General features: G+C 65.7%; 21 protein-coding genes. 10 read left to right on the top strand and 11 right to left on the bottom strand.

What is annotated here, in order from left to right; all coding sequences use genetic code 11:
* Positions 1-20: 20 nt before the first annotated feature.
* Positions 21-761, top strand: a complete 741-nt coding sequence (locus tag ACIP9X_RS03575; RefSeq protein WP_400478335.1) for a GntR family transcriptional regulator — start codon at positions 21-23, stop codon at positions 759-761.
* Between the two features lie 109 nt (positions 762-870).
* Here the strand turns inward: ACIP9X_RS03575 and ACIP9X_RS03570 are convergent, their stop codons facing one another.
* The 7 genes from ACIP9X_RS03570 to ACIP9X_RS03540 all read right to left on the bottom strand — a co-directional run bounded on the left by ACIP9X_RS03570 (position 871) and on the right by ACIP9X_RS03540 (position 9,151).
* Positions 871-1,689, bottom strand: coding sequence for a putative hydro-lyase (locus tag ACIP9X_RS03570; protein WP_400478532.1), 819 nt, complete (start codon positions 1,687-1,689; stop codon positions 871-873).
* A 37-nt stretch (positions 1,690-1,726) separates the two neighbouring features.
* Positions 1,727-2,947, bottom strand: a complete 1,221-nt coding sequence (locus tag ACIP9X_RS03565; RefSeq protein ID WP_400478334.1) for an NRAMP family divalent metal transporter — start codon at positions 2,945-2,947, stop codon at positions 1,727-1,729.
* A gap of 218 nt (positions 2,948-3,165) precedes the next feature.
* The gene (locus ACIP9X_RS03560; RefSeq protein WP_400478333.1) at positions 3,166-3,849 is read right to left on the bottom strand and encodes an AEC family transporter; all 684 of its coding nucleotides are present in this window, start codon (positions 3,847-3,849) and stop codon (positions 3,166-3,168) included.
* 353 nt (positions 3,850-4,202) lie between these two features.
* Positions 4,203-5,531 carry an enolase C-terminal domain-like protein gene (locus ACIP9X_RS03555; protein WP_400478332.1) on the bottom strand — a complete coding sequence of 443 codons (1,329 nt, stop codon included), beginning with the start codon at positions 5,529-5,531 and terminating at the stop codon, positions 4,203-4,205.
* The gene (locus ACIP9X_RS03550; protein WP_400478331.1) at positions 5,528-7,132 is read right to left on the bottom strand and encodes an aldehyde dehydrogenase (NADP(+)); all 1,605 of its coding nucleotides are present in this window, start codon (positions 7,130-7,132) and stop codon (positions 5,528-5,530) included. Before ACIP9X_RS03550 ends, ACIP9X_RS03555 begins: the two co-directional genes overlap by 4 nt.
* A 77-nt stretch (positions 7,133-7,209) precedes the next feature.
* Positions 7,210-8,124 carry a 5-dehydro-4-deoxyglucarate dehydratase gene (kdgD, locus tag ACIP9X_RS03545; RefSeq protein ID WP_400478330.1) on the bottom strand — a complete coding sequence of 305 codons (915 nt, stop codon included), beginning with the start codon at positions 8,122-8,124 and terminating at the stop codon, positions 7,210-7,212.
* Between the two features lie 142 nt (positions 8,125-8,266).
* Positions 8,267-9,151, bottom strand: a complete 885-nt coding sequence (locus ACIP9X_RS03540) for a LysR family transcriptional regulator (protein WP_400478329.1) — start codon at positions 9,149-9,151, stop codon at positions 8,267-8,269.
* Positions 9,152-9,297: 146 nt separating this feature from the next.
* On the opposite strand from ACIP9X_RS03540, the gene ACIP9X_RS03535 reads away from it, so the two are divergent.
* From ACIP9X_RS03535 to ACIP9X_RS03520, 4 genes are read left to right on the top strand one after another with little or no spacing between them, the layout of a single operon-like run.
* Positions 9,298-10,299: a Bug family tripartite tricarboxylate transporter substrate binding protein gene (locus ACIP9X_RS03535; protein WP_400478328.1), complete on the top strand. Its 1,002-nt coding sequence runs from the start codon at positions 9,298-9,300 to the stop codon at positions 10,297-10,299.
* A 5-nt stretch (positions 10,300-10,304) separates the two neighbouring features.
* The gene (locus tag ACIP9X_RS03530) at positions 10,305-10,901 is read left to right on the top strand and encodes a tripartite tricarboxylate transporter TctB family protein (protein ID WP_400478327.1); all 597 of its coding nucleotides are present in this window, start codon (positions 10,305-10,307) and stop codon (positions 10,899-10,901) included.
* A gap of 9 nt (positions 10,902-10,910) precedes the next feature.
* Positions 10,911-12,443, top strand: coding sequence for a tripartite tricarboxylate transporter permease (locus ACIP9X_RS03525; RefSeq protein ID WP_400478326.1), 1,533 nt, complete (start codon positions 10,911-10,913; stop codon positions 12,441-12,443).
* Positions 12,440-12,844 (top strand): universal stress protein, encoded by a 405-nt coding sequence (locus ACIP9X_RS03520; RefSeq protein ID WP_400478325.1) that lies wholly within the window; start codon positions 12,440-12,442, stop codon positions 12,842-12,844. Before ACIP9X_RS03525 ends, ACIP9X_RS03520 begins: the two co-directional genes overlap by 4 nt.
* Positions 12,845-13,111: 267 nt before the next feature.
* Here ACIP9X_RS03520 and ACIP9X_RS03515 read toward each other — a convergent pair whose 3' ends face one another.
* From ACIP9X_RS03515 to ACIP9X_RS03505, 3 genes are read right to left on the bottom strand one after another with little or no spacing between them, the layout of a single operon-like run.
* Positions 13,112-13,813, bottom strand: a complete 702-nt coding sequence (locus tag ACIP9X_RS03515) for a DUF3618 domain-containing protein (protein ID WP_400478324.1) — start codon at positions 13,811-13,813, stop codon at positions 13,112-13,114.
* Positions 13,814-14,242 carry a phage holin family protein gene (locus ACIP9X_RS03510; RefSeq protein WP_400478323.1) on the bottom strand — a complete coding sequence of 143 codons (429 nt, stop codon included), beginning with the start codon at positions 14,240-14,242 and terminating at the stop codon, positions 13,814-13,816. It lies immediately after the preceding gene.
* A complete protein-coding gene (locus ACIP9X_RS03505; RefSeq protein WP_400478322.1) occupies positions 14,239-15,090 on the bottom strand; it encodes a hypothetical protein in 852 nt (283 codons plus the stop codon). The genes ACIP9X_RS03510 and ACIP9X_RS03505 overlap by 4 nt, the downstream gene beginning before the upstream one ends.
* 244 nt (positions 15,091-15,334) lie before the next feature.
* Here ACIP9X_RS03505 and ACIP9X_RS03500 point away from each other — a divergent pair, with 244 nt between their 5' ends.
* From ACIP9X_RS03500 to ACIP9X_RS03490, 3 genes are all read left to right on the top strand, one after another.
* Positions 15,335-16,174, top strand: coding sequence for a PRC and DUF2382 domain-containing protein (locus ACIP9X_RS03500; RefSeq protein WP_400478321.1), 840 nt, complete (start codon positions 15,335-15,337; stop codon positions 16,172-16,174).
* 218 nt (positions 16,175-16,392) lie between these two features.
* A complete protein-coding gene (locus ACIP9X_RS03495; RefSeq protein ID WP_400478320.1) occupies positions 16,393-16,608 on the top strand; it encodes a hypothetical protein in 216 nt (71 codons plus the stop codon).
* Between the two features lie 97 nt (positions 16,609-16,705).
* Positions 16,706-16,906, top strand: a complete 201-nt coding sequence (locus tag ACIP9X_RS03490) for a hypothetical protein (RefSeq protein WP_400478319.1) — start codon at positions 16,706-16,708, stop codon at positions 16,904-16,906.
* A 2-nt stretch (positions 16,907-16,908) separates the two neighbouring features.
* Here the strand turns inward: ACIP9X_RS03490 and ACIP9X_RS03485 are convergent, their stop codons facing one another.
* Positions 16,909-17,583, bottom strand: coding sequence for a GntR family transcriptional regulator (locus ACIP9X_RS03485; protein ID WP_400478318.1), 675 nt, complete (start codon positions 17,581-17,583; stop codon positions 16,909-16,911).
* A gap of 158 nt (positions 17,584-17,741) precedes the next feature.
* Between ACIP9X_RS03485 and ACIP9X_RS03480 the strand changes: the two genes are divergently transcribed.
* Positions 17,742-18,980 (top strand): glycerate kinase, encoded by a 1,239-nt coding sequence (locus ACIP9X_RS03480; protein ID WP_400478317.1) that lies wholly within the window; start codon positions 17,742-17,744, stop codon positions 18,978-18,980.
* A 148-nt stretch (positions 18,981-19,128) separates the two neighbouring features.
* Positions 19,129-19,347 (top strand): DUF2188 domain-containing protein, encoded by a 219-nt coding sequence (locus ACIP9X_RS03475; protein WP_400478316.1) that lies wholly within the window; start codon positions 19,129-19,131, stop codon positions 19,345-19,347.
* Positions 19,348-19,463 lie beyond the last annotated feature (116 nt).

The raw sequence follows: 19,463 nt of genomic DNA, 5'->3' as shown, positions 1-19,463 counted from the left end.
TCCTTCGATAGATTGGAACGATGCCCATGAACGCAGCACTCCAAGGGATCGCCGACGGCGGCCAGGCAACCCACGCCCACACGGGGGCGTGGGTTGCCGGCGTGCTCCGTTCCCGCATCTCCGCCGGTCAGCTTCCGCCGGGAACCAAACTGTCCGAACAGAAGCTGTCCGAGGCGCTGGGCGTTTCCAGGAACACCCTGCGTGAGGCGTTCACGGTCCTTGCCGGGGAGTCTGTGGTGCAGCGGATCCCCAACCGGGGCGTCTACGTTGCCGCTCCCGGAGCGGACGATGTGCGCGAAATTTACCGTGTCCGTCGGCTGATTGAGCCTGCAGCCGTGCTGTGGGGAGACATTCCGGCTGAAGCGCTCGAGGGCCTCGAGGCCATCATCACCACGGCCAAGGACGCCAAGGCCGCGGGTTCGGTGGAGCGCATGGCCGACGCCAACCAGGAGCTGCACAAGGCCTTCGTGGCGCTCTCGGGCAGCGGATCCCTGCAGGAACTGATGGAGAAAGTGCTGGCCGAGATGCGCCTGGTGTTCCATGCCATGGCCACCACGCCGGACTTCCACAGCCACTACGTCGAGCGCAACGCCGCCCTCGTGGAGCAGATCCGCGCGGGACAGCGCGAAGAGGCAGCGGCGGAGCTCCGGCGCTACCTCGATGCGGCCGAGCACGAGCTGCTGGTGCACATCGGGGCCGTGCCGGAAGAGCCCAGTTCCGCAGAAGCCCGCCCCCCCGAAGAGCCCCACCCAACTAAGTAGCAGTTCAGGCCGTTCCCAGCGCTGGGAACGGCCTGAACTGCTACTTACTTGGGGGGTTACTTGGGGGATGGGGGGACGCGGGGGACTTTGGGACGGGGTGGGGAGGCGGCTAGGGCACGAGGTACGAGCTATCCCGGGCGTCGGTAATGAGCATGTGCCCCGGTGCATGGCCGATAGCCAGCGCCGGACGTGACTCCATCACGGCGGCCTGCGGAGTCACACCGCAGGCCCAGAACACGGGGATGTGGCCTTCAGGGATATCAACGGGGTCGCCGAAATCGGGGCGGGACAGGTCAGCGATGCCCAGCTCGGACGGGTTGCCGATATGGACCGGCGCACCGTGCACGGCCGGATAGCGGGAGGTGATGCGGACGGCGTCGGCCACCTGCGACGCCGGGACGGGCCGCATCGAGACCACCAGCGGCCCGGCCATGGCGCCGGCCGGTTCGCAGCGGACGGACGTGCGGTACATCGGCACGTTCACGCCCTGGTCGATGTGGGCAATGCGGATGCCGCCTTCCTGCAGCGCCGCCTCAAACGTAAAGCTGCAGCCGACGATGAACGTCACCAGGTCGTCGCGCCAGTAGCCGCTGATGTCCGTGGGCTCGTCCACCATTACCCCGTTTTCGTACACGGCGTATTTGGGCACGTCAGTCCGGACGTCGCCGCCGGCGAGCAGCGTACCGCTGGTCTCGCCGGCGTCGAGCACGCCGAGGATGGGGCACGGCTTGGGGTTCCGCTGCGCGAACAGCAGCACGTCGAACGCCTGTGCTTTCGGCACGATGATCAGGTTCGCCTGCGCGTAGCCGGCACTCCACCCGGAGGTGGGCGTCACCAGCCCTGCGCGGAAGAGTGAGCGGGCGTCGGTCGGTGAAAGTGCTGCCGGGTTTTCGGGCAGAACGACGGCGGGTGGCTGCTTTGCGGGCATGGTCATGCCAGGCTTCCTTTCGTTTAGCCGTTGCCGGCTAGACCCAGAGTTTGGCGAGGCCGGTGAGGGAGTTCCATCCCAGGAAAAGGGTGAGCAGCCAGGCCAGGGCGCCGATGATCAGCAGACTCTTGGGGTATTCGTAGCCGTGCATCAGATCGCGGCGGCGCCATGCGACCCAGAGCAGGACAGCGAAGCCCACGGGGAGGATGAGGCCGTTGAACGCGCCGGCGAAGATCAGCAGCTGCTGGGGTGCCTGGCCGATCAGGAGGTAGGCCACGGCGCAGACGGCGATGAAGGCCACCGTGATCAGGTTGCGCTTGCGCTCGGGGGTAGTGGACTTGGTAACGAAGGAAACCGAGGTGAAGGCCGCGCCGATCACGGAGGTGATGGAGGCCGCCCACAGGATGACGCCGAACATGCGCAGGCCGATCTCGCCGGCAGCTGCTTCAAAGGCGGAGGCCGCAAGGTTGTTCTGGGCGAGGGTCACGCCGCCTGCCACGACGCCGAGGATGGCGAGGAAGAGCAGGATGCGCATGAGGCAGGTGACCATGATGCCGAGGATGGAGCTGTGGGTGATTTCCTTGACGTGGCGCACCCCTGTGGCGCCGGAATCCAGCATGCGGTGGGCGCCGGCGTAGGTGATGTAGCCGCCGATGGTGCCGCCGATCAGGGTGGTGATGACCAGGAAGTCGACTTCCTCCGGCAGGACTGTGTTCTTCAGCGCCTCACCAAGCGGCGGTGCCGAGACGATGGCCACGTACAGGGTCATCAGGATCATGACGGCACCGAGGAGCACCACGATCTTGTCCAGGGCCAGCCCGGCCTTCTTGCTGAGGAAGATGAGGATGGCGATGACGGCGGAGATGGCGCCGCCAATCTTGGGGTCCAGGCCCATCATCGCGTTGGTGCCAAGGCCCGTGCCGGCGATGTTGCCGACGTTGAAGACCAGGCCGCCGAGGAACACCAGGCCGGCGAGGAACCAGCCGACGCCGGGGAGGACGTGGTTGCCCAGTTCCTGTGCGCGCATGCCGGAGACGCCGATGACCCGCCACACGTTGGTCTGCACTGCGATGTCCACGAGGATCGAGACGAGGATGGCGAACGCGAACGCTGCCCCGAGCTGGACTGTGAAGGCGGCCGTCTGGGTGATGAATCCGGGGCCGATGGCGCTGGTGGCCATGAGGAACATGGCGCCGAGCAGGGCGGAGCGCCTGCCGGTTTTTGCCTTGATTGTGAGATGGGTTTCCGTGGTTTCCATTGGGTCCGTCCAAGGGCTCTGGGTGACTGGAGTCACAACGGGTGTCTCCGGCCACTCTACAGACTGTTGAACAATCCGCGCAAGAGATTGTTCAACAATAATCATTTGGCGGCCACGGAGCGTTAGCGCCGCAACCGCCCGATGGGCCTATCGTGGCCCTGTGTCCCTGCTCTGGGGAAGGAGGAATTTGCCGGCTAAGGCGGACGAGTGGCAGCGGATCAGCCGACCGCCCAGGCCACGGCCAGTAACGCCCCGGCGCTGAGCAGCGTGGTGCAGAGGATCACGTCCCGGGCCACGCTCATGCCCCGGCCGTACGGGGAAGCGAACAGGAAGACGTTCTGGGCTGTGGGGAGGGCTGCCATGATGACGCTCGCGAGAAGGTGCTGCCCCTCGAGGCCGAACACAAACCGGCCCAACGCCCAGACGATGAGCGGCATGCCGGCAATCTTGAGGAAGGTCGCCACGAGGGTCTCGGTGCGCCCGTCGTCTTTCTGCAGCGGTGCCCGGCCCGCCAGCGACAGGCCGAAGGCAAGCAGCACCATGGGCACGGCACCGCCGGCAAGCATGTCGATGGGCTTCTGCAGCAGCTCCGGCTCCTGCCAGCGTGTCAGCGCCACAATGGCGCCGAGCCCTGAGGCAATGATCATCGGATTGGCGAACGGCTGGACCAGGATCCTTTTCCACGAAATTCCGGCACCACCGGAAAGACCCAGCACTGTCAGGTAAAAGGGAGCAAGAACCAGGATCTGCACCAGCAGCACAGGCGCCACGTGCTGTGCGGTTCCCACGGCGTAGAGGGAAACCGGGATGCCGATGTTGTTGGCGTTGGCGTAGCTGCTGGCCATGGCGCCAACCGCCGTCTCCGCCACCGGGCGGCGGAAGAACAGGAAACCAGCAGGCAATAAAGAAGCCCCACGATCGCTGCGGACAGCAGCGCCAGCGGGGCATCAGTTCCGAGGGCGGCCCGGATGTCGGAGCCGGCCACCACGGTGTAAAGCAGGGCAGGGTTGGTGATGTAGAAGGCAGTGCGGGTCAGCGCATTCTGGACCTCCGGGCCCAGAATGCGAAGCCTGGCAGCGAGGTATCCGACGGCGATGACTGCAGAAACGATGAGTATTCCGGAGACGACGCCGCCCACACTCTGCCCTTCTATTTATCTGTATGGTTTTTGTTTTCACTGGTGGTTCCGCACGGCCGTCTCATGTTGCGGGGAGGGACGGCCGTGCGGAAGTTTCTTGGCGCTGCAGGAAAGGACCTACCTGACGAGGCAGGGTCGCTTCGGATCGAAGGACCAGCCGTCGATGTAGTACTGCATGCCGATGCTGTCGTCGCGCGCATCCAGCCCGTGCTGCAGGTACAGCTGGTGCGCCTCGTCCAGGGCCTCGCGGTCCAGCTCGATGCCCAGTCCGGACGCGGCCGGAACCTCGATGGCGCCGCCCTTGATCTGCAGCGGTTTCTTAGTGAGGCCCTGCCCGTCCTGCCAGATCCAGTGCGTGTCCAGCGCAGTGATTTCGCCGGGGGCGGCCGCGCCGGTGTGCGTGAACATGGCCAGCGAAATGTCAAAGTGGTTGTTGGAGTGCGAGCCCCAGGTCAGGCCGAACTCCTTGCACAGCTGGGCCACTCGGACCGAGCCGTGCATGGTCCAGAAGTGCGGGTCCGCAAGCGGGATGTCCACGGCGTTGCTGCGGATGGCGTGCGCCATTTCGCGCCAGTCCGTGGCGATCATGTTGGTGGCCGTCTTCAGGCCTGTTGCACGGCGGAACTCGGCCATGACCTCGCGCCCGGAGAAGCGGCCTTCGGCGCCGCAGGGGTCCTCGGCGTAGGCCACGACGCCCTGCATCCGCTTGCCCAGCCGGATGGCCTCCTCCAGCAGCCAGCCGCCGTTCGGATCCAGCGTCACCCGTGCATCGGGGAAGCGGTTGGCCAGTGCCGTTACCACGTCCACCTCGTCGTCGCCGGACAGCACGCCGCCCTTGAGCTTGAAGTCGCTGAAGCCGTAGCGCTCCTGCGCCGCTTCAGCCAGCGCGACGACGGCTTCCGGAGTCATTGCCTCCTGGCGGCGCAGCTCTTCCCAGCGGTCCGACGGCGCGTCCTCCACGAGGTACGGAAGATCCGTCCGCTGGTGGTCACCGACGAAGAACAGGTATCCGAGCATGGGCACGGACGTGCGCTGCTGGCCGTCCCCCAGCAGTTCGGCCACCGGGACGCCAAGGAACTGGCCGTGCAGGTCCAGCAGGGCCGATTCGACGGCGGTGACGGCGTGGACGGTGGTGCGCAGGTCGAAGGTCTGCAGGCCACGGCCGCCGGCGTCGCGGTCCGCGAACTCCGCGGCGATTTCGCGCAGCAGGGAGCGGTAGCGGGCCACCGGCTTGCCGGCGATCAGGCCGCCGGCCTCCTCGATGGTGGTGCGGATCTTCTCACCGCCCGGGACCTCGCCGAGGCCGGTCCGGCCGTCGGAGTCAGTCACGATGACCACGTTCCGGGTGAAGAACGGCCCGTGGGCGCCGCTGAGGTTCATCAGCATGCTGTCGTAGCCCGCAACCGGGACTACTTCCACGCGTGAAATGACAGGCTGGCCGGTCATGCGCTGACCTCTTCTTTCTCTGCAACAGGAACAACTTCGCCGTCGATCCGGCGGTTCAGCTGCCAGGGGTTCGCGTCCTGAAGCGGTGCGGGCAGCAGTTCCTGGGGCAGGTTCTGGTAGGCGACCGGCCGCAGGAAGCGGTTGATGGCCAGCGTACCCACGGAGGTGGTGCGGGGATCGGACGTTGCCGGGAACGGGCCGCCGTGGACCATGGCGTGCCCAACTTCGACGCCGGTGGGCCAGCCGTTCACGATGATGCGCCCCACCTTCTGTTCCAACGCCGGGATCAGGCGCGCCGCCGTCGGGTAGTCCTCCTCGGTGAGCTGCAGGGAAGCGGTAAGCTGCCCCTCGATCCGGTTGGTGGCCTCCACCAGTTCCTCGGCGGAGGAGTAGCGGATGACCAGGGACGCAGCACCAAAAATTTCCGCGTGCAGCACCTGGTTGCTGATGAAGTCGCGGATTTCCGTGCCGTAGATGGCCGGTGCCGGGGCGTTCTCGGTGGGGCCGGGGGTTCCGGTCCCGACGACCGTCACGTTCTCGGCCGCGCCGAGCGCCTCGGTGCCGGAGTTCCAGGAGCCGGCAATGCCGGCGGTCAGCATGGTCTGGCCGGCGCAGGCGGCAACAGCGCGTCCGACGGCGGCAGCGAGCTTGTCGCCTGCCTCACCGGCGGGGGCGAACAGCAGGCCGGGGGAGGTGCAGAGCTGGCCGGAGCTGCCGGTCACGGCGGTGACGTACTGCTGGGCCAGGGCGTCAACGTCACCCTTGAGCGCGCCGGGGAACACGAATACCGGGTTGAGCGAGGACATCTCCGCGTACACGGGGATGGGCTCCGGGCGGGCGGCGGCGGCGCGCATGAGGGCGATGCCGGCGCTCTGGGATCCGGTGAAGCCCACGGCCTTGATGGCGGGGTCCGCCACGAGGGCCTGGCCGATGCTGCTGCCCGGGCCGTAGATCAGGGAGAAGATGCCCGGGTGCAGGCCGAGGTCGGCAACCGCCTTGGCGATGGCCTGGCCCACGAGTTCGCTGGTGCCGGGGTGGGCGTTGTGCGCCTTGAAGACCACGGGGCAGCCGGCGGCGAGGGCAGAGGCGGTGTCCCCGCCCGCCGTTGAGAAGGCCAGCGGGAAGTTGCTGGCGCCGAAGACAGCGACAGGACCCAGCGGGATCTGGCGCTGGCGGATGTCGGCGCGGGGCAGGGGTGCCCGGTCCGGGATCGCTGGGTCGATGCGCACGCCGCGGAAGTCGCCCTGGCGGACAACGTTCGCAAACAAGCGCAGCTGGCCGGTGGTGCGGGCGCGTTCACCCTGGAGCCGGGCGGCGGGCAGACCCGTCTCCTGTCCGGCGCGGATGATGAGTTCGTCGCCGATGGCTTCGATGTTGTCCGCGATGGCGTCCAGGAACGCGGCGTGGGTTTCAGGGTCAAGGGTGCTGAAGGATTCGAAGGCCTCGGCGGCGGCCGAGGTGGCGGCCTGGAGCTGCGCCTCGGTCAGCAGGGTGTAGGCCGGCTCGAGCTGTTCGTTCGTGGCCGGGTTGAAGGCGAAGGCGGTCTTGCCTTCGCCAGCGACGGTTTGTCCGGCGATCAGGGAGTGTCCGGTGAGGGTCACAGTTTGTTCCTCCTGGGTAAAGGTGGCAGCTGGCCAGTTGGCCGGCAGTTAGGAGACGGTCGGCTAGGACACAGTCGCTAGGAGACCTTGGCGATGAGTGCTTTGAGGTCGGCCAGGTCCTGCGGCGCCATGTTCTGCAGCGGTGGACGGACGCCGCCGGCGGAGCGGCCGATGGCGTCGAGGCCGCCCTTGACGATGGACACGGCGTAGCCCTTTACGCGGTCGCGGATGTCCAGGTAGGGGATGACGAAGTCGTTGAGCTTCTGGTTCACGGCAACGCGGTCGTTGTTGCGGACATCCTGGTAGAAGTCGAGCGCGAACTGCGGAACGAAGTTGTACATCGCGCTGGAGTAGGTGCTCATCCCCAACTGCAGCAGCGGGAGCGCGAAGGTCTCTGCGGTGGGGAGGCCGCCCAGGTAGAACAGGCGGTCGCCGAGCTTGGCGTACACGCGGGCATCGTGCTCGAGGTCGCCCACGCCGTCCTTGAAGCCGATCAGGTTCTCGTGCCGGTCCGCCAGGGCGGCCACCGTGGTGTCCCTGTAAATGGCGTTGGCGCGGTTGTAGATGATGACGCCGAGTGAGGTGGCACTGCAGACGGCGCTGACGTGGTCGATCAGGCCGCCCTGGTCGGCTTCCGTCAGGTACGGCGGCAGCAGCAGGATGCCCTCGGCGCCTGCGGCTTCGGCAGCGTTCGCGTTTTCGATGGCTTGGGCGGTCGAGCCGCCTGCAGACGCCAGGACCGGGACAATGCCGCCCACCTCGTCGACGGCGGCCCGCACCACGCGTGCCGATTCGGCCGGAGTCAGGGAGAAGCCCTCACCGGTGCCGCCTGCCGCGAAAAGGCCGGCGACCGGGAAGCTGGCCTGCCACGCGAGGTGCTTGCGGTAGTTTTCCTCGTCAAACTGCAGCTCGGCATCGAAGGAGGTTACGGGGAAGGAGAGCAGCCCGTCCTTGAGCGTGTTGGCAAGTTCCTGGGGTGAGTATTTGGCCACGGTGGGTCCTCCATGTCGGCGCCGCGTCGGTGCGGCGGATAAGTTCTTCCCTTCCACACTAGGCAGGCAGGTGATGCCTGTCTAAGTTCATTTTTGTATGCATTGATACCCCTCTGGCATTACTGCTCGCACTCCCGCAGAGTCAGTTCTCGCGGAACTCGAGGGACCGCAGCAGGCGGGACAGCGCTGGGTTACGGCTGCTGCGGTTCCAGATCGCATGCAGTTCCACCGGATCGCCCACGCTGCTTTTCAGTGGCAGGAACTCCACGCCCCGGACGCCCAGCAGAGTCGCAGAGTGCGGGACAAAGGCAACGCCGCGCTTGGCGGCCACGAGGGAAACCATGGTGAGGATCTGGCTGACCGTGTGGACCACGTTCGCGTGCTGGATGGGGATCATGCGGATCACGAGGTCATAGAAGTACTGGGCCTGGGTCGGCGAGTGCATGATGAGGGATTCGTTCTCGAGGTCTTCGTCGATAATGTCCCGGTCCAGATCCGCCAGGGGATGCCCGGACGGGACGGCCAGCACCATGGCCTCCCGGTACAGCAGATGGGAATCGAAGGTCTCCTTGTCGAACGGCGGCCGGGCGAGGCCGAGGTCCAGTTCGCCGGTCTGCAGGCCCATGATCTGCTCGCCAGTCACGAGTTCCTGCAGGTCGATGTCCACGTCCGGGAGGATGTCCGCGATCTCTTCAAGCAGGGGCCCGAGGATGCTGAACCCGCTGGCGGCGGTGAAGCCGATCCGCAGATGCCCGGAGCGTCCCGAGGCAATCCGCCGGGCCGTAGCAGGTGCCCGTTCCGCAAGGGCAATCAGCCGCCGGGCTTCGTCCAGGAACGCCCGGCCCGCCGGTGTCAGCTCGACTTTCCGGTTGTCCCGCTCCAGCAGTTCCGCGCCCACCGTCTTTTCAAGCTTTTGGATCTGGCGGCTCAGGGGCGGCTGCGTCATGTTGAGCCGCTCCGCTGCCCGGCCGAAATGGAGTTCCTCAGCCACAGCGATGAAGCCTGCCAGCTGGTCGAAAGTGAACATGATGCCTTCCGGGTATTACCTGATGCATATTTGGGCTTAGACATGCATCATAACGGCTCCCTACACTCGACAAGGCGGACCGGGCAGTGACCCGGTTCACAACTACTTACAGGGCCCCCGCCCCGCAGTGCAAACGAGGAGTTTCAATGACGCGCTTCCCATCCCGCCGTTCCATCATCGGAACGGCTTCCGCCGTGGCCCTTCTGGCCCTGACTGCCTGCGGCAATGTTGCCGGTGGCAGCTCCGATTCATCGAAGTACCCCAGCGGCCCCGTGAACCTCACGGTAGGGCAGGCTCCCGGCGGCAGCACCGACCTGATTGCACGCGCCGTTTCCGAAGGCGCCGCCAAGACCCTCGGCGCCCCGATGCCCGTGGTGAACAAGCCCGGCGCCAACGGCGCCCTCGCCTCCAAGGAAGTCGCCGGCAAGCCGGCAGACGGCCAGAACCTCGTCCTGCTCAACGCCTCCCTGATCACCATCACTCCGCTGGCCGTGACTCCGGACGAGGCCGTGAACATCGACGACTTCGACGTCATCGCCGGCCTGTCCCAGGACGACTACGTCCTGGTTGCCAGTGAGAAGTCGGGCTTCAAGACGATCAAGGATGTCACCGGCGCCGGCCGCAACATCACCTTCGGCACCACCGGCGTGGGCACGGGAAGCCAGCTCGCCCAGACCGTGCTGTTCAAGCAGGCCAACGTCAAGGGCACCGATGTTCCCTTCGACAGCGGCAAGCCCGCTCTGACCGCCGTCCTCGGCAACCAGGTGGAACTGGCCACCATCCAGCTCGGCGAAGCAATGCCGCAGATCAAGGCCGGCAAGGTTTCCCCGCTCCTGGTGTTCGCCGAGGAGCGCAACACCTTCCTGCCGGACACCCCCACGGCGAAGGAGTCCGGCTACGACGTTCCGGTGGCACAGTATCGGGCGGTGGCTGCACCCAAGGGAACGCCCCAGGAGGTCAAGGACAAGCTCACCGCAGCGCTGCAGGAGACCTTCAAGTCCGACGCTTACAAGCAGTTCAATGAGCAGAACCTGCTGACCCCGAAGGAAATCTCCGGCGAGGAAGTTGTCACCCAGTGGAAGGACTACGCCGCGAAGTACAAGGCCCTGGTGGAGAAGTACGACATCAGCCTCAGCGGAACGAAGTGACTCCAGTGAAGGCAACACCCGGAGTGCCCGCCGGAGAGGGCAGCCGCGCCGCTGCCCGCTCCGGCGGGGACGCCCCGCTTCCCGGCGCCCCCATTCCAGAGGCGGACCTGGATGACTTCACTCCCGAACAGCTGGCGGCGCAGTGGGAAGAGGAAAAGCCGCCGTCGGCAGGTCCCCTCGCCAACGCCGGCTCCTCCCTGGTGGTCCTCGGCCTCGGCATCGCTGCCCTTGTCCTGTCCGTGGTGATGGGACTGGGAACCCCGGCGGCGCCCCAGCCCGGGCTCTGGCCCTTCCTGATCAGCTGCGTGATGGTGGCCCTGGGTCTTTTCCAGCTGGTCATGGGCCGGCACAACCGCGACGCCGAGAAGTTCACGCGTATGTCCATGGCGCCGCTCACGGGCCTGGTGACCCTAGCCCTCATGGTGGCACTGATGCCCATGATCGGCTTCGAACTGCCGGCACTGGCACTCTGCATCGTCTGGATGCGGTTCCTGGGCAGCGAAACCTGGCGCTCCACGCTCGTGGTGAGTGCCGCCGTCGTCGGAGCGTTTTACGGGCTCTTTGTCCTGGCGCTCAACACCTCCATCCCCCATCTCTTCTAGGAGACCCCCGTGGATTTTCTGAATCCCGTGCTCAACGGATTTGCGGTTGTCCTGGAGCCCACCAATCTTCTGTACTGCCTGGTCGGCGTCGTTATCGGCATGCTGATCGGTGTGCTGCCAGGGCTGGGCCCGGCCGCAACCATCGCCATCCTTCTCCCCCTGACTTACAACGTGGAGCCCGTCACCGCCATCATCATGCTGGCCGGCATCTTCTACGGCGCCCAGTACGGCGGCACCATCACCTCCGTGTTGCTCCGCCTGCCCGGCGAGGCCTCCTCCGTGGTCACCGTCTTTGACGGCTACCAGCTGGCGAGGAAAGGCAAAGCCGGCACTGCGCTCGGCCTGGCATCCATCGGTTCGTTTGTGGGCGGCACCGCGGCCATCATCGGCCTGACCTTCCTGGCCCCGCTGGTGGCCGGCTTCGCACTCGACTTCGGACCCGCGGAATACTCCGCGCTCGCCCTGCTCGGCATTCTGCTTGTCGCCACCATCAGCAGCGGCTCGAAGACGAAGGCCCTCATCGCCGCCGCGCTGGGGCTGCTGCTCGCCACGGTCGGGCGCGATGTCTTCACCGGCGAGACCCGCTACACCTTCGGCAGCCTGGAGCTGGCCGACGGCATCGACTTCGTACCGATCGCCATGGGCGTCTTCGGCCTCGGCGAAATTCTCTACAACCTCGAGGAGCGGCACCGCGCTGCCAAGGCACCGTCCAAGGTGACCAACGTGTGGCCCTCCCGCGGCGACCTGAAGCAGGCCTCCGGCTCGATCGGCCGCGGCTCTATTTTGGGATTCTTCCTCGGCATCCTGCCGGGCGGCGGTGCCACCATCGCCTCGATGGCCTCGTACGCCATGGAGAAGAAGCGGGCCAAGGAGCCGGAACGCTTCGGCAAGGGAGCGCCGGAGGGTGTGGCCGGACCGGAGACGGCGAACAACGCCGCCGCCACCTCATCCTTCATTCCGCTGCTGACCCTCGGCATTCCCGCCAACGCCACCATGGCGCTGATGTTCGGCGCGCTGCTGATCCAGGGCGTCACCCCCGGCCCGCAGCTGGTGGATGAGAACCCCGACCTCTTCTGGGGCGTGGTGAACTCGATGTACATCGGGAACATCCTGCTGCTGATCATGAGCCTGCCCCTCGTAGGGCTGTTCGTGAAGATCCTCCGTGTCCGGGCAGCAATCCTCGCCCCGATCACGGCCCTGATCACGCTGCTGGGGGCCTACACGATCAACAACAGCATGTTCGACGTCACCCTCGTGGTGGTCTTCGGCGTCATCGGCTACCTGATGAAAAAGTTTGGCTTCGAGCCCGGACCGCTGGTCCTGGCCTTCGTGCTCGGCGAACTGCTTGAAAGCTCCCTGCGGCGTTCACTGCTCGTATTCGGCGGCGATCCCACGGGCTTTTTCGGCCGCCCGATCTCGGCGACGTTGCTCCTCGTGTTCGTCCTGGTGGCACTGATGCCGGCGATCAAGACCATGCTGGCCAAGCGCAAGACGGCTGCCGCTCAGGAGCCCGAGACAGTTCAGATTAAGGAGAAGGTATGAGCATCATCGTCGGATTCGTCCCCACACCCGCGGGCGAGGCGGCCCTGACCGCCGGCATCGCCGAAGCGCAGCTCCGGAAACAGGACCTCGTGATCGTCAACTCGGCCCGCGAAGGTGCCCTCGTGGACAAGGCTGTTGCGCCGGACGATGTGCTGGAGCGCGCCGCGCGCCGTGCCGCTGATGCCGGCGTCACGGCGTCGGTCATCCAGCCGCCATACCAGCATGACCTCGCCGACGAATTCCTCGACGTTGCCCGGGAGGCTAACGCCTCCCTGATCGTGATCGGCCTGCGGCACAGGTCGCAGGTGGGCAAGTTCATCCTGGGCAGCCACGCCCAGCGGATCCTCATGCAGGCCGACCGCCCGGTGCTGGCCGTCAAGGCCGACGGTGCGCACTTCTAGCATGTCCACCCTCGCAGTCAGCCGCCAGCCGCAGCACCAGGGTTAGCCGGTACGCATCAGCGCCGGTCCCGGCCGCAAACCTGTGTGGAGCGGGCCTGCTTTTCCCTGCGTGCGCGGAGAATGCGGCTAAGGATGGTCGGGGCCAGTGCCAGGAGCAACTTTTTCATAGCGGTACTTCCTCTTCTCGGTACTTCCACTTACAGGGAGTGATGACAAAGCGGCCGCCTCGCCAAGCCGGTGAGGCGGCCGCCGTCGTGTTCCAGGGGCTCACGTGTTTTGGACGTGGTCCTTGGCGTCGGTGGCGCTGGTTTTGACGTCGGTGACGGCGGTTTGGCCTTCGTCTTTGACGTGGGCTGCGGCGTCGGTGGCGGTGGCCTTGACGTTTTCCATGGCTTCCTGGGCTTGGTCTTTCAGGTCCTGGCCCATGTCCTTGGCTGCTTCGGTGAGCTGGCTGGTGACCGGTTCCGCGGCGCTCTTGAGGGCTTCGGCTGCTTCGCGTTCCTTCTGGCTTGGCGGGATCAGGGAGGAGACGAGCAGTCCGGCGCCGAAGGCGATCAGGCCCGCGGCCAGGGGGTTGCCCTGGGTTTTCGCGGCGGCTTTGTGCGGGGCGTCAGCGACGGCGGATCCGACGTTCTGGACGGTGGAGCTGACCGTGGAGCTGACGTTGGAGCCGGCGTCCTGGAGGGTGGAGGTGACGTTGGTTCGGGCGTCGTGCAGGGCCGATCCTGCGTTGCCGGTGGCGGAATGGAGGCTGCCGGAGGTGCTGTGGGTGGCGTGGTCGGCTGCTCCCATGACTTTCTCCTTCATTCCGGTCACGGCGTTCCTGACCTTGTCCTTGGCCTTGCCGGTCTGGCGGTGGACGATGTTTGAGGGGGTGACTTTGTCCGCGACGGCGTCCACGTTGGTGCCCAGCCGGGCGCGGGTGGCTTCGATGTCGGCGCGGATGGCGTCCGGGTTCTCGTTGCTCATTTAGTGGCCTCCGTTGGGTTTGAGGGTGGGTGGGATTTCCTGGACGGTTTCGACGGTCTGGGGCATGCCCTTGATCTTCTTGAGTTCCTTCTTGCCGATGGAGGCGAGGACCGCGGCGATGATGCCCCAGATCAGGGCGACGACGACGGCGGACCAGCCCAGGCCCATCAGCTCGCCCAGGGCGTACCAGAGGGCGATGGAGAGGAACAGGAGCACGAAGTGCCCGGCCACGCCGGCGCCGGCGAACATGCCGCCGCCTTTCCCGGCGCGGGTGGCGGACTGTTTCGCTTCGGCCTTGGCGAGCTCCAGTTCCTGGCGCATCAGGGTGGACAGGTCCCGGGTGACATCACCGAGCAGGTCACCCAGGGAATTTGAGTCCGCCTTCGCGTGCGCGGCGGTGGGAGGTGATTCCGGAACCTGGCTGCTCACAGGGGACGACCTTCCACGCGGGCGAAGGGATCGTCGTCCTCCCGCAGGGGCGTACCGGCTGCGGGCAGGGACTGCGTGGAGGCAGGAGCACCTGTACCGTGCACCGTGGGTTCATCGAAGTAGCGGTCGGCGCCGCCGCCCAGAATCATCGTCTCCTGATGGATCGGAGTAGGGGCCGATGGCGCGGAAAAAGCTGGCTGCGACGCCGGTGCCGAGGCTGCGTGGCCAGTCGCCTGGCCGTCCGATACCGGGGCGCCGGCCTGGAGGCTGCGGCCGAGGCGTCCGGCCAGCAAGCCTGCACCGGCTGCGATGAGCAGGAAGGTGCCGGGGCGCTGGCGGGCGAAGGACTTGACCTCGTTCAGCAGTGAGCCCGGATCCCGGTTGCCAAGCCAGGACGCGACGGAGTCGGAGCGTTCGGCGGCCTGGCGGATGAGGTCGGAGGCAACGCCCTGCTGCTCCGGCGCGTCGGCCATGTCGCGCAGCTGCGAGGAAATAGCGCGGATGCCCTCGGCGGCCTTCTGCTGCTGGGCCCCTGCCTGGTCCGTCAGGCCGGACTTGGCCTGGCTGAGCAGGTCCTTGGTGTTCGTCTTGACCTCGGACGCCACATTCGCGGCCTCGGCCTTGGCGGTGCCTGCCACGCTCTGGGCTGCACCCTTCGCCTCACCAGCGATGTTGGAAGCTTCTTCCTTGGCTGCTTCCTTCTTGGACGAGGAGCCATCCTGGCTGGCTGAAAAGCCGTCCGGGCTCGACGTGTATGCCGGGGCTGAAGGGGAAGCTGATGCTCCCGATCCCTGGTACGGAAGCGTGGAGGCCGGCTCTGCGGCTTGTGGCCATTGGTTCTCTGTCATCGTTGCTCTCTTTCGCAGAAGGTCGGCTGGCGATCAAGAACCAGCAGTGCTGGGGGAACAGTAAGCACGGTTACCAACTGATAGTAAGCACACTTGCTATTTGCAGCGCAAGGGATGCTGCCGTCGAAAGAAGATTACTAAGCATGCTTGTCAACCGGATGGTAAGCATGCTTATGGTGGGGGAGTGCAATGTCCGGCAGGGAGGCATTGCGACCGAAACGCATCAGAGATCCAAGGAGACACCATGCTCACCAAGGAACACATCGACGATCTGCTTCAGCGCAACGGCAACGTTCTTTCCGCAGACGGGGACAAGATCGGTTCGGTCGGACAGGTGTACGCGGATGACGCTGACGGTCAGCCTACGTGGGTCACCGTCAAGACCGGCCTCTTCGGTACTTCCGAGTCTTTCATCCCGCTGCAGGGAGCCCGCTTGGAAGGGGACGACATTGTTGTCCCTTACACCAAGGACCAGGTCAAGGACGCGCCCCGTGTGGACACCGATGGACACCTGGAGCCGACTGAGGAAGACCGCCTTTACGACCACTACGGCATCGGCGGCGGCACCCAGACCTACGCCGACACGACGGCCGGCCGGGACACGGACTACGCCGGAACCGGCACTGCCGGCGGGTTTGCTGCCGCGGATGACCGCGCAACGGGCGATGCACGCGGAACCGTGGGGCACGACACCTCAGGCCCCACAACGGACGACGCCATGACCCGCTCGGAGGAGCGCCTCCACGTGGGTACGGAAAGGGAGGCCACCGGACGGGCGCGGCTGCGCAAGTACGTCACCACCGAGAACGTGACCCAGACCGTTCCGGTGCAGCGCGAAGAAGTCCGCATCGAACGGGAACCGATCACGGACGCCAACCGGGCTGACGCCATGTCCGGGCCGGACATCAGCGACGAGGAACACGAGGTCATCCTCCACGAGGAACGGCCCGTCGTCGAGAAGGAAACCGTTCCGGTGGAGCGGGTCCGCCTTGATAAGGACACCGTGACCGATCAGGTCACCGTCGATGAGGAAGTCCGCAAGGAGCGCATCGAAACCGACGGGATCGACGAGACCCGCCGGTAGTCACGCTTGTTTTCGAGCGGCAAGTCAGGGCCGGGGCGCATGCCCTGGCCCTGACTGCTGCCTGCACTTTATGACCGTTCGTAAAGTTGCACGACAAATACCTGTGGTGCAACGTAGTGGTTCAGAGATAGTTGAACCTTTTAGCATGCTCCCTCGTGGGAGCGAGGCGTCCGGGCAGGAATGTCCTGGACGGCCGTAGCAATCCCGGGAGAAGCAACATGACCGCCCAGCACGACCTGCCCCTGACCGTCACCGTCACGGACCGCACCTCCATGGAACACCAGCTGGAGGCAGCAGTGTCAGTGGCCCGCGAACGGGCAATGCATGAGCGGAGCCGCGGCATTCTGGTGACCAGGCATGCAGTGGACAGGTTCAGCGTGGCGCTCAGCGACACCGTTCCCTTCGGCATCACCCACGAGCTTCAGGCCTGGTAGAAGCTCACCTTATATCCACGGCCGTTCACGTGTGAAGGTCCTAAAGCGTGCCTAGGGCGGGGTTCCCGGCATCGATATCCAGTGGGACGATTCCACTATGAGCGAGAAAAAAGACGAGAACCCGCCGGATCATGGTCCGCACCAACATGCCCATACGGCGCCGTCTACCCAGCAAATGCGCACTGTCGGCCAACGCCGCCGCGACGCGGAAGAGAAACTGGAGCACCATCTCCAGGAAGCCCGCCACAAGGACACTTCACACCACGCAGAGGCTGCCAAGCAGGAGGGCAGTGAATAGGGTCAGGCGTTCGATGGTGAATTGGGGTCGGCCTCGCCGCTGATGGCTGCAACGAGCCGTTCGCGGGGTCTGGCCAGATGCTCGTCCAGAAACCCCGCTGCAGCCGCGCCGTCGCCGGCCTTAATCAGGTCAAGGAGGTGCCGGTGTTCCTTGACGATGCGGTCCGGCCGGACAAGGTGCAGGCCCTGAACCTGGGCCATGCAGAGTTTGACCTGCGAGATGAGGGAGTCGTACATCCGGCTGGTTCTCGGGCTCTCCAGGCTGTCCACCAGTGCCTGGTGGAAGCGCATGTCAGGGTCGACGACGTCAAGGTCCGATCCGCCGGTGATCCGCTCCAGTTCCTCCTGCGCTACCCGGGCGCCGGCCGGTATGGACCGGGCTTCGGCCAGCTGCAGGAGCGCTGCCTTCTCGAGAAGCGCCCTGGTCTTGTAGATGTCCCGGACGTCCTCCGGGGTGAGGGTGACTATCCGCGCCGTCTTGTTGGACCGGCGTACCAGAAGCGATTCGGAGACGAGTTTTTCAATGGCGGCCTTGGCGGTGGGGCGTGCCACCTCATATTCCGCGGCCACTTCCACTTCCTTGAAGGAGGCGTCAGCGGGGTAACCGCCCCGCAGGATGCGCGACCTGATGTCTGCCGCGATGGCCTCCACGAGGGAAACAGTCATCAGTTGTGTCACCGCATCCTCCTTGTTTCCCTCGATTCTAAGCGCAGGAGAACACTCTGAATACCTGCAAGCCATGTAAACTTGCTAGACAAAATTGGATTTTCGGACTGTAATTGTTGTTCGAACCACTGATGGTCCGCGGCCCGGACCGTTCTCAATGAGGAGATGGCATGTTTGAACAGAATCTCGATCCCGCGGATGGGTCAGCGGTCCGGGGGTCCGGTGCGGCGGCTTCAAACGCCCGGCAGGACGCTTCAGCCGCTGTGCGCATCCTTATCGCTCCGGACAAATTCAAGGGCTGCCTCACGGCCGCGGAAGTTGCCGGTGCCATCCGCGCAGGGATTGACTCCGCGGGGCCGGGCGCGAGGACCCAGGTAACAATGCTGCCGCTTGCAGACGGCGGTGACGGCAGTGTGGAAGCCGCAGTGTCTGCAGGTTTTCGCTCCCTGTCCGTCCATGTGCAGGACGCTGACGGCCTCGCCCGCCCTGCCGGCATCGCCTTCGACGGGACAACTGCCGTGGTGGAGGTTGCCGGGACCTGCGGGCTCGCCACTCTCCGCGGTCCCCTTCGGCCGCTGGATGCCTCCAGCCGCGGCCTCGGGGAGGCCATGCTCGCAGCGGCGCTGTTGAAACCGAAGCGTCTCGTGGTGGCCCTCGGCGGCAGTGCCAGCACCGACGGCGGCGCCGGAATGCTTGCCGCCCTCGGCGTGCAGTTCAGGGATGCCGACGGCGGTCTGGTGGAACCCAGCGGCGGGGAACTGGAGAGGATCGTGGACGTCGACCTCAGCAACGTCGTCGATCTCACCGGGATCGAAATAATCGGTGCCAGCGACGTGACCAACCAGCTGCGCGGACCTGACGGCGCAGCCCACGTCTTCGGCCCCCAGAAGGGAGCCGATGCCGCCACGGTGGCGCAGCTCGACGCCGGGCTCTCAGCATTGGTCGAAGCCTGCAGGGGCATCCCGGTCCTCGATCCAGAAACACTGGCAGACCGTCCCGGCGCCGGCAGCGCCGGAGGAATCGGATTCGGGCTCCTCCTCCTGGGCGGGTCTCTCGTGTCCGGAGCGGACTACTTCCTGGATCTCCTCGGATTCGATGAGCAAGTGTGGGAAGCCGATCTGCTCATCACCGGCGAAGGACGCCTTGACGCTCAAACGGCGGACGGCAAGCTCATTTCCGCTGTCTGCGCGCGGGCGGAAGGAACTCCCGTGTGGGCAGTCGTGGGATGTTCGACCCTGGACGGACCGGCGGCACGGGAGCTGGGCCTGGAAGGCGTCGTTGCCCTCCAGGACCTCAGTGCGCACGATACGTCCAAGGATCCCGCCGCCGCTGCGGAACTGCTCCGGCAGGCCGGCCGAGACGTCGTCCATCAGGTGGGCGCCCTCCCCGTCAACGTGAGCTCCGTGTGAAGTAGACGCTCCAACACCTTGGTGGTGCAGGGATTCTTGAGCAGATCTTGAGCCTGCCCTGCCCCGGTCTTGATGCTCCCGAGTGAGACTGGTCACAGGCGGCCGTGCAGCAGAGACGCGGCGGCTGATTCTTGGGGAAGGATCCATTGTGGCTGGTAGCAATGTCGAGACGTACTACGAAGACTTGCTGTGGAAGACGCGGCGGGAAGGGTGCGGTCCGTCGCTTGTGGTGAGCACAAGCCAGTCTGAGGCGCTGGATGCGGGACGGCGCACGGCGGTGCGGGACCGCGTGGACCACATAATCCGTGACATCGACGGCAGGCTCCTGTGCAGGAACAGCTACAGGGACCTTCCCAACATTCGCTAGCAAGTTTCCCCGGAAAAAGCCAGGGCAAAGTAGAGACAGACAGGTCTGTCTCTACTCGCCCTGGCTTTTGCAGGCGGGATGCGACGCCGGGTCCAAGCGGGACTCAAGTAATCCAG

The sequence above is a fragment of the Arthrobacter sp. NPDC093125 genome, assembly GCF_044754225.1.
Lineage (GTDB): Bacteria > Actinomycetota > Actinomycetes > Actinomycetales > Micrococcaceae > Arthrobacter.
Note: the sequence above shows the minus strand (reverse complement) of the source record. Positions and strands in the feature narration are given on the sequence as shown.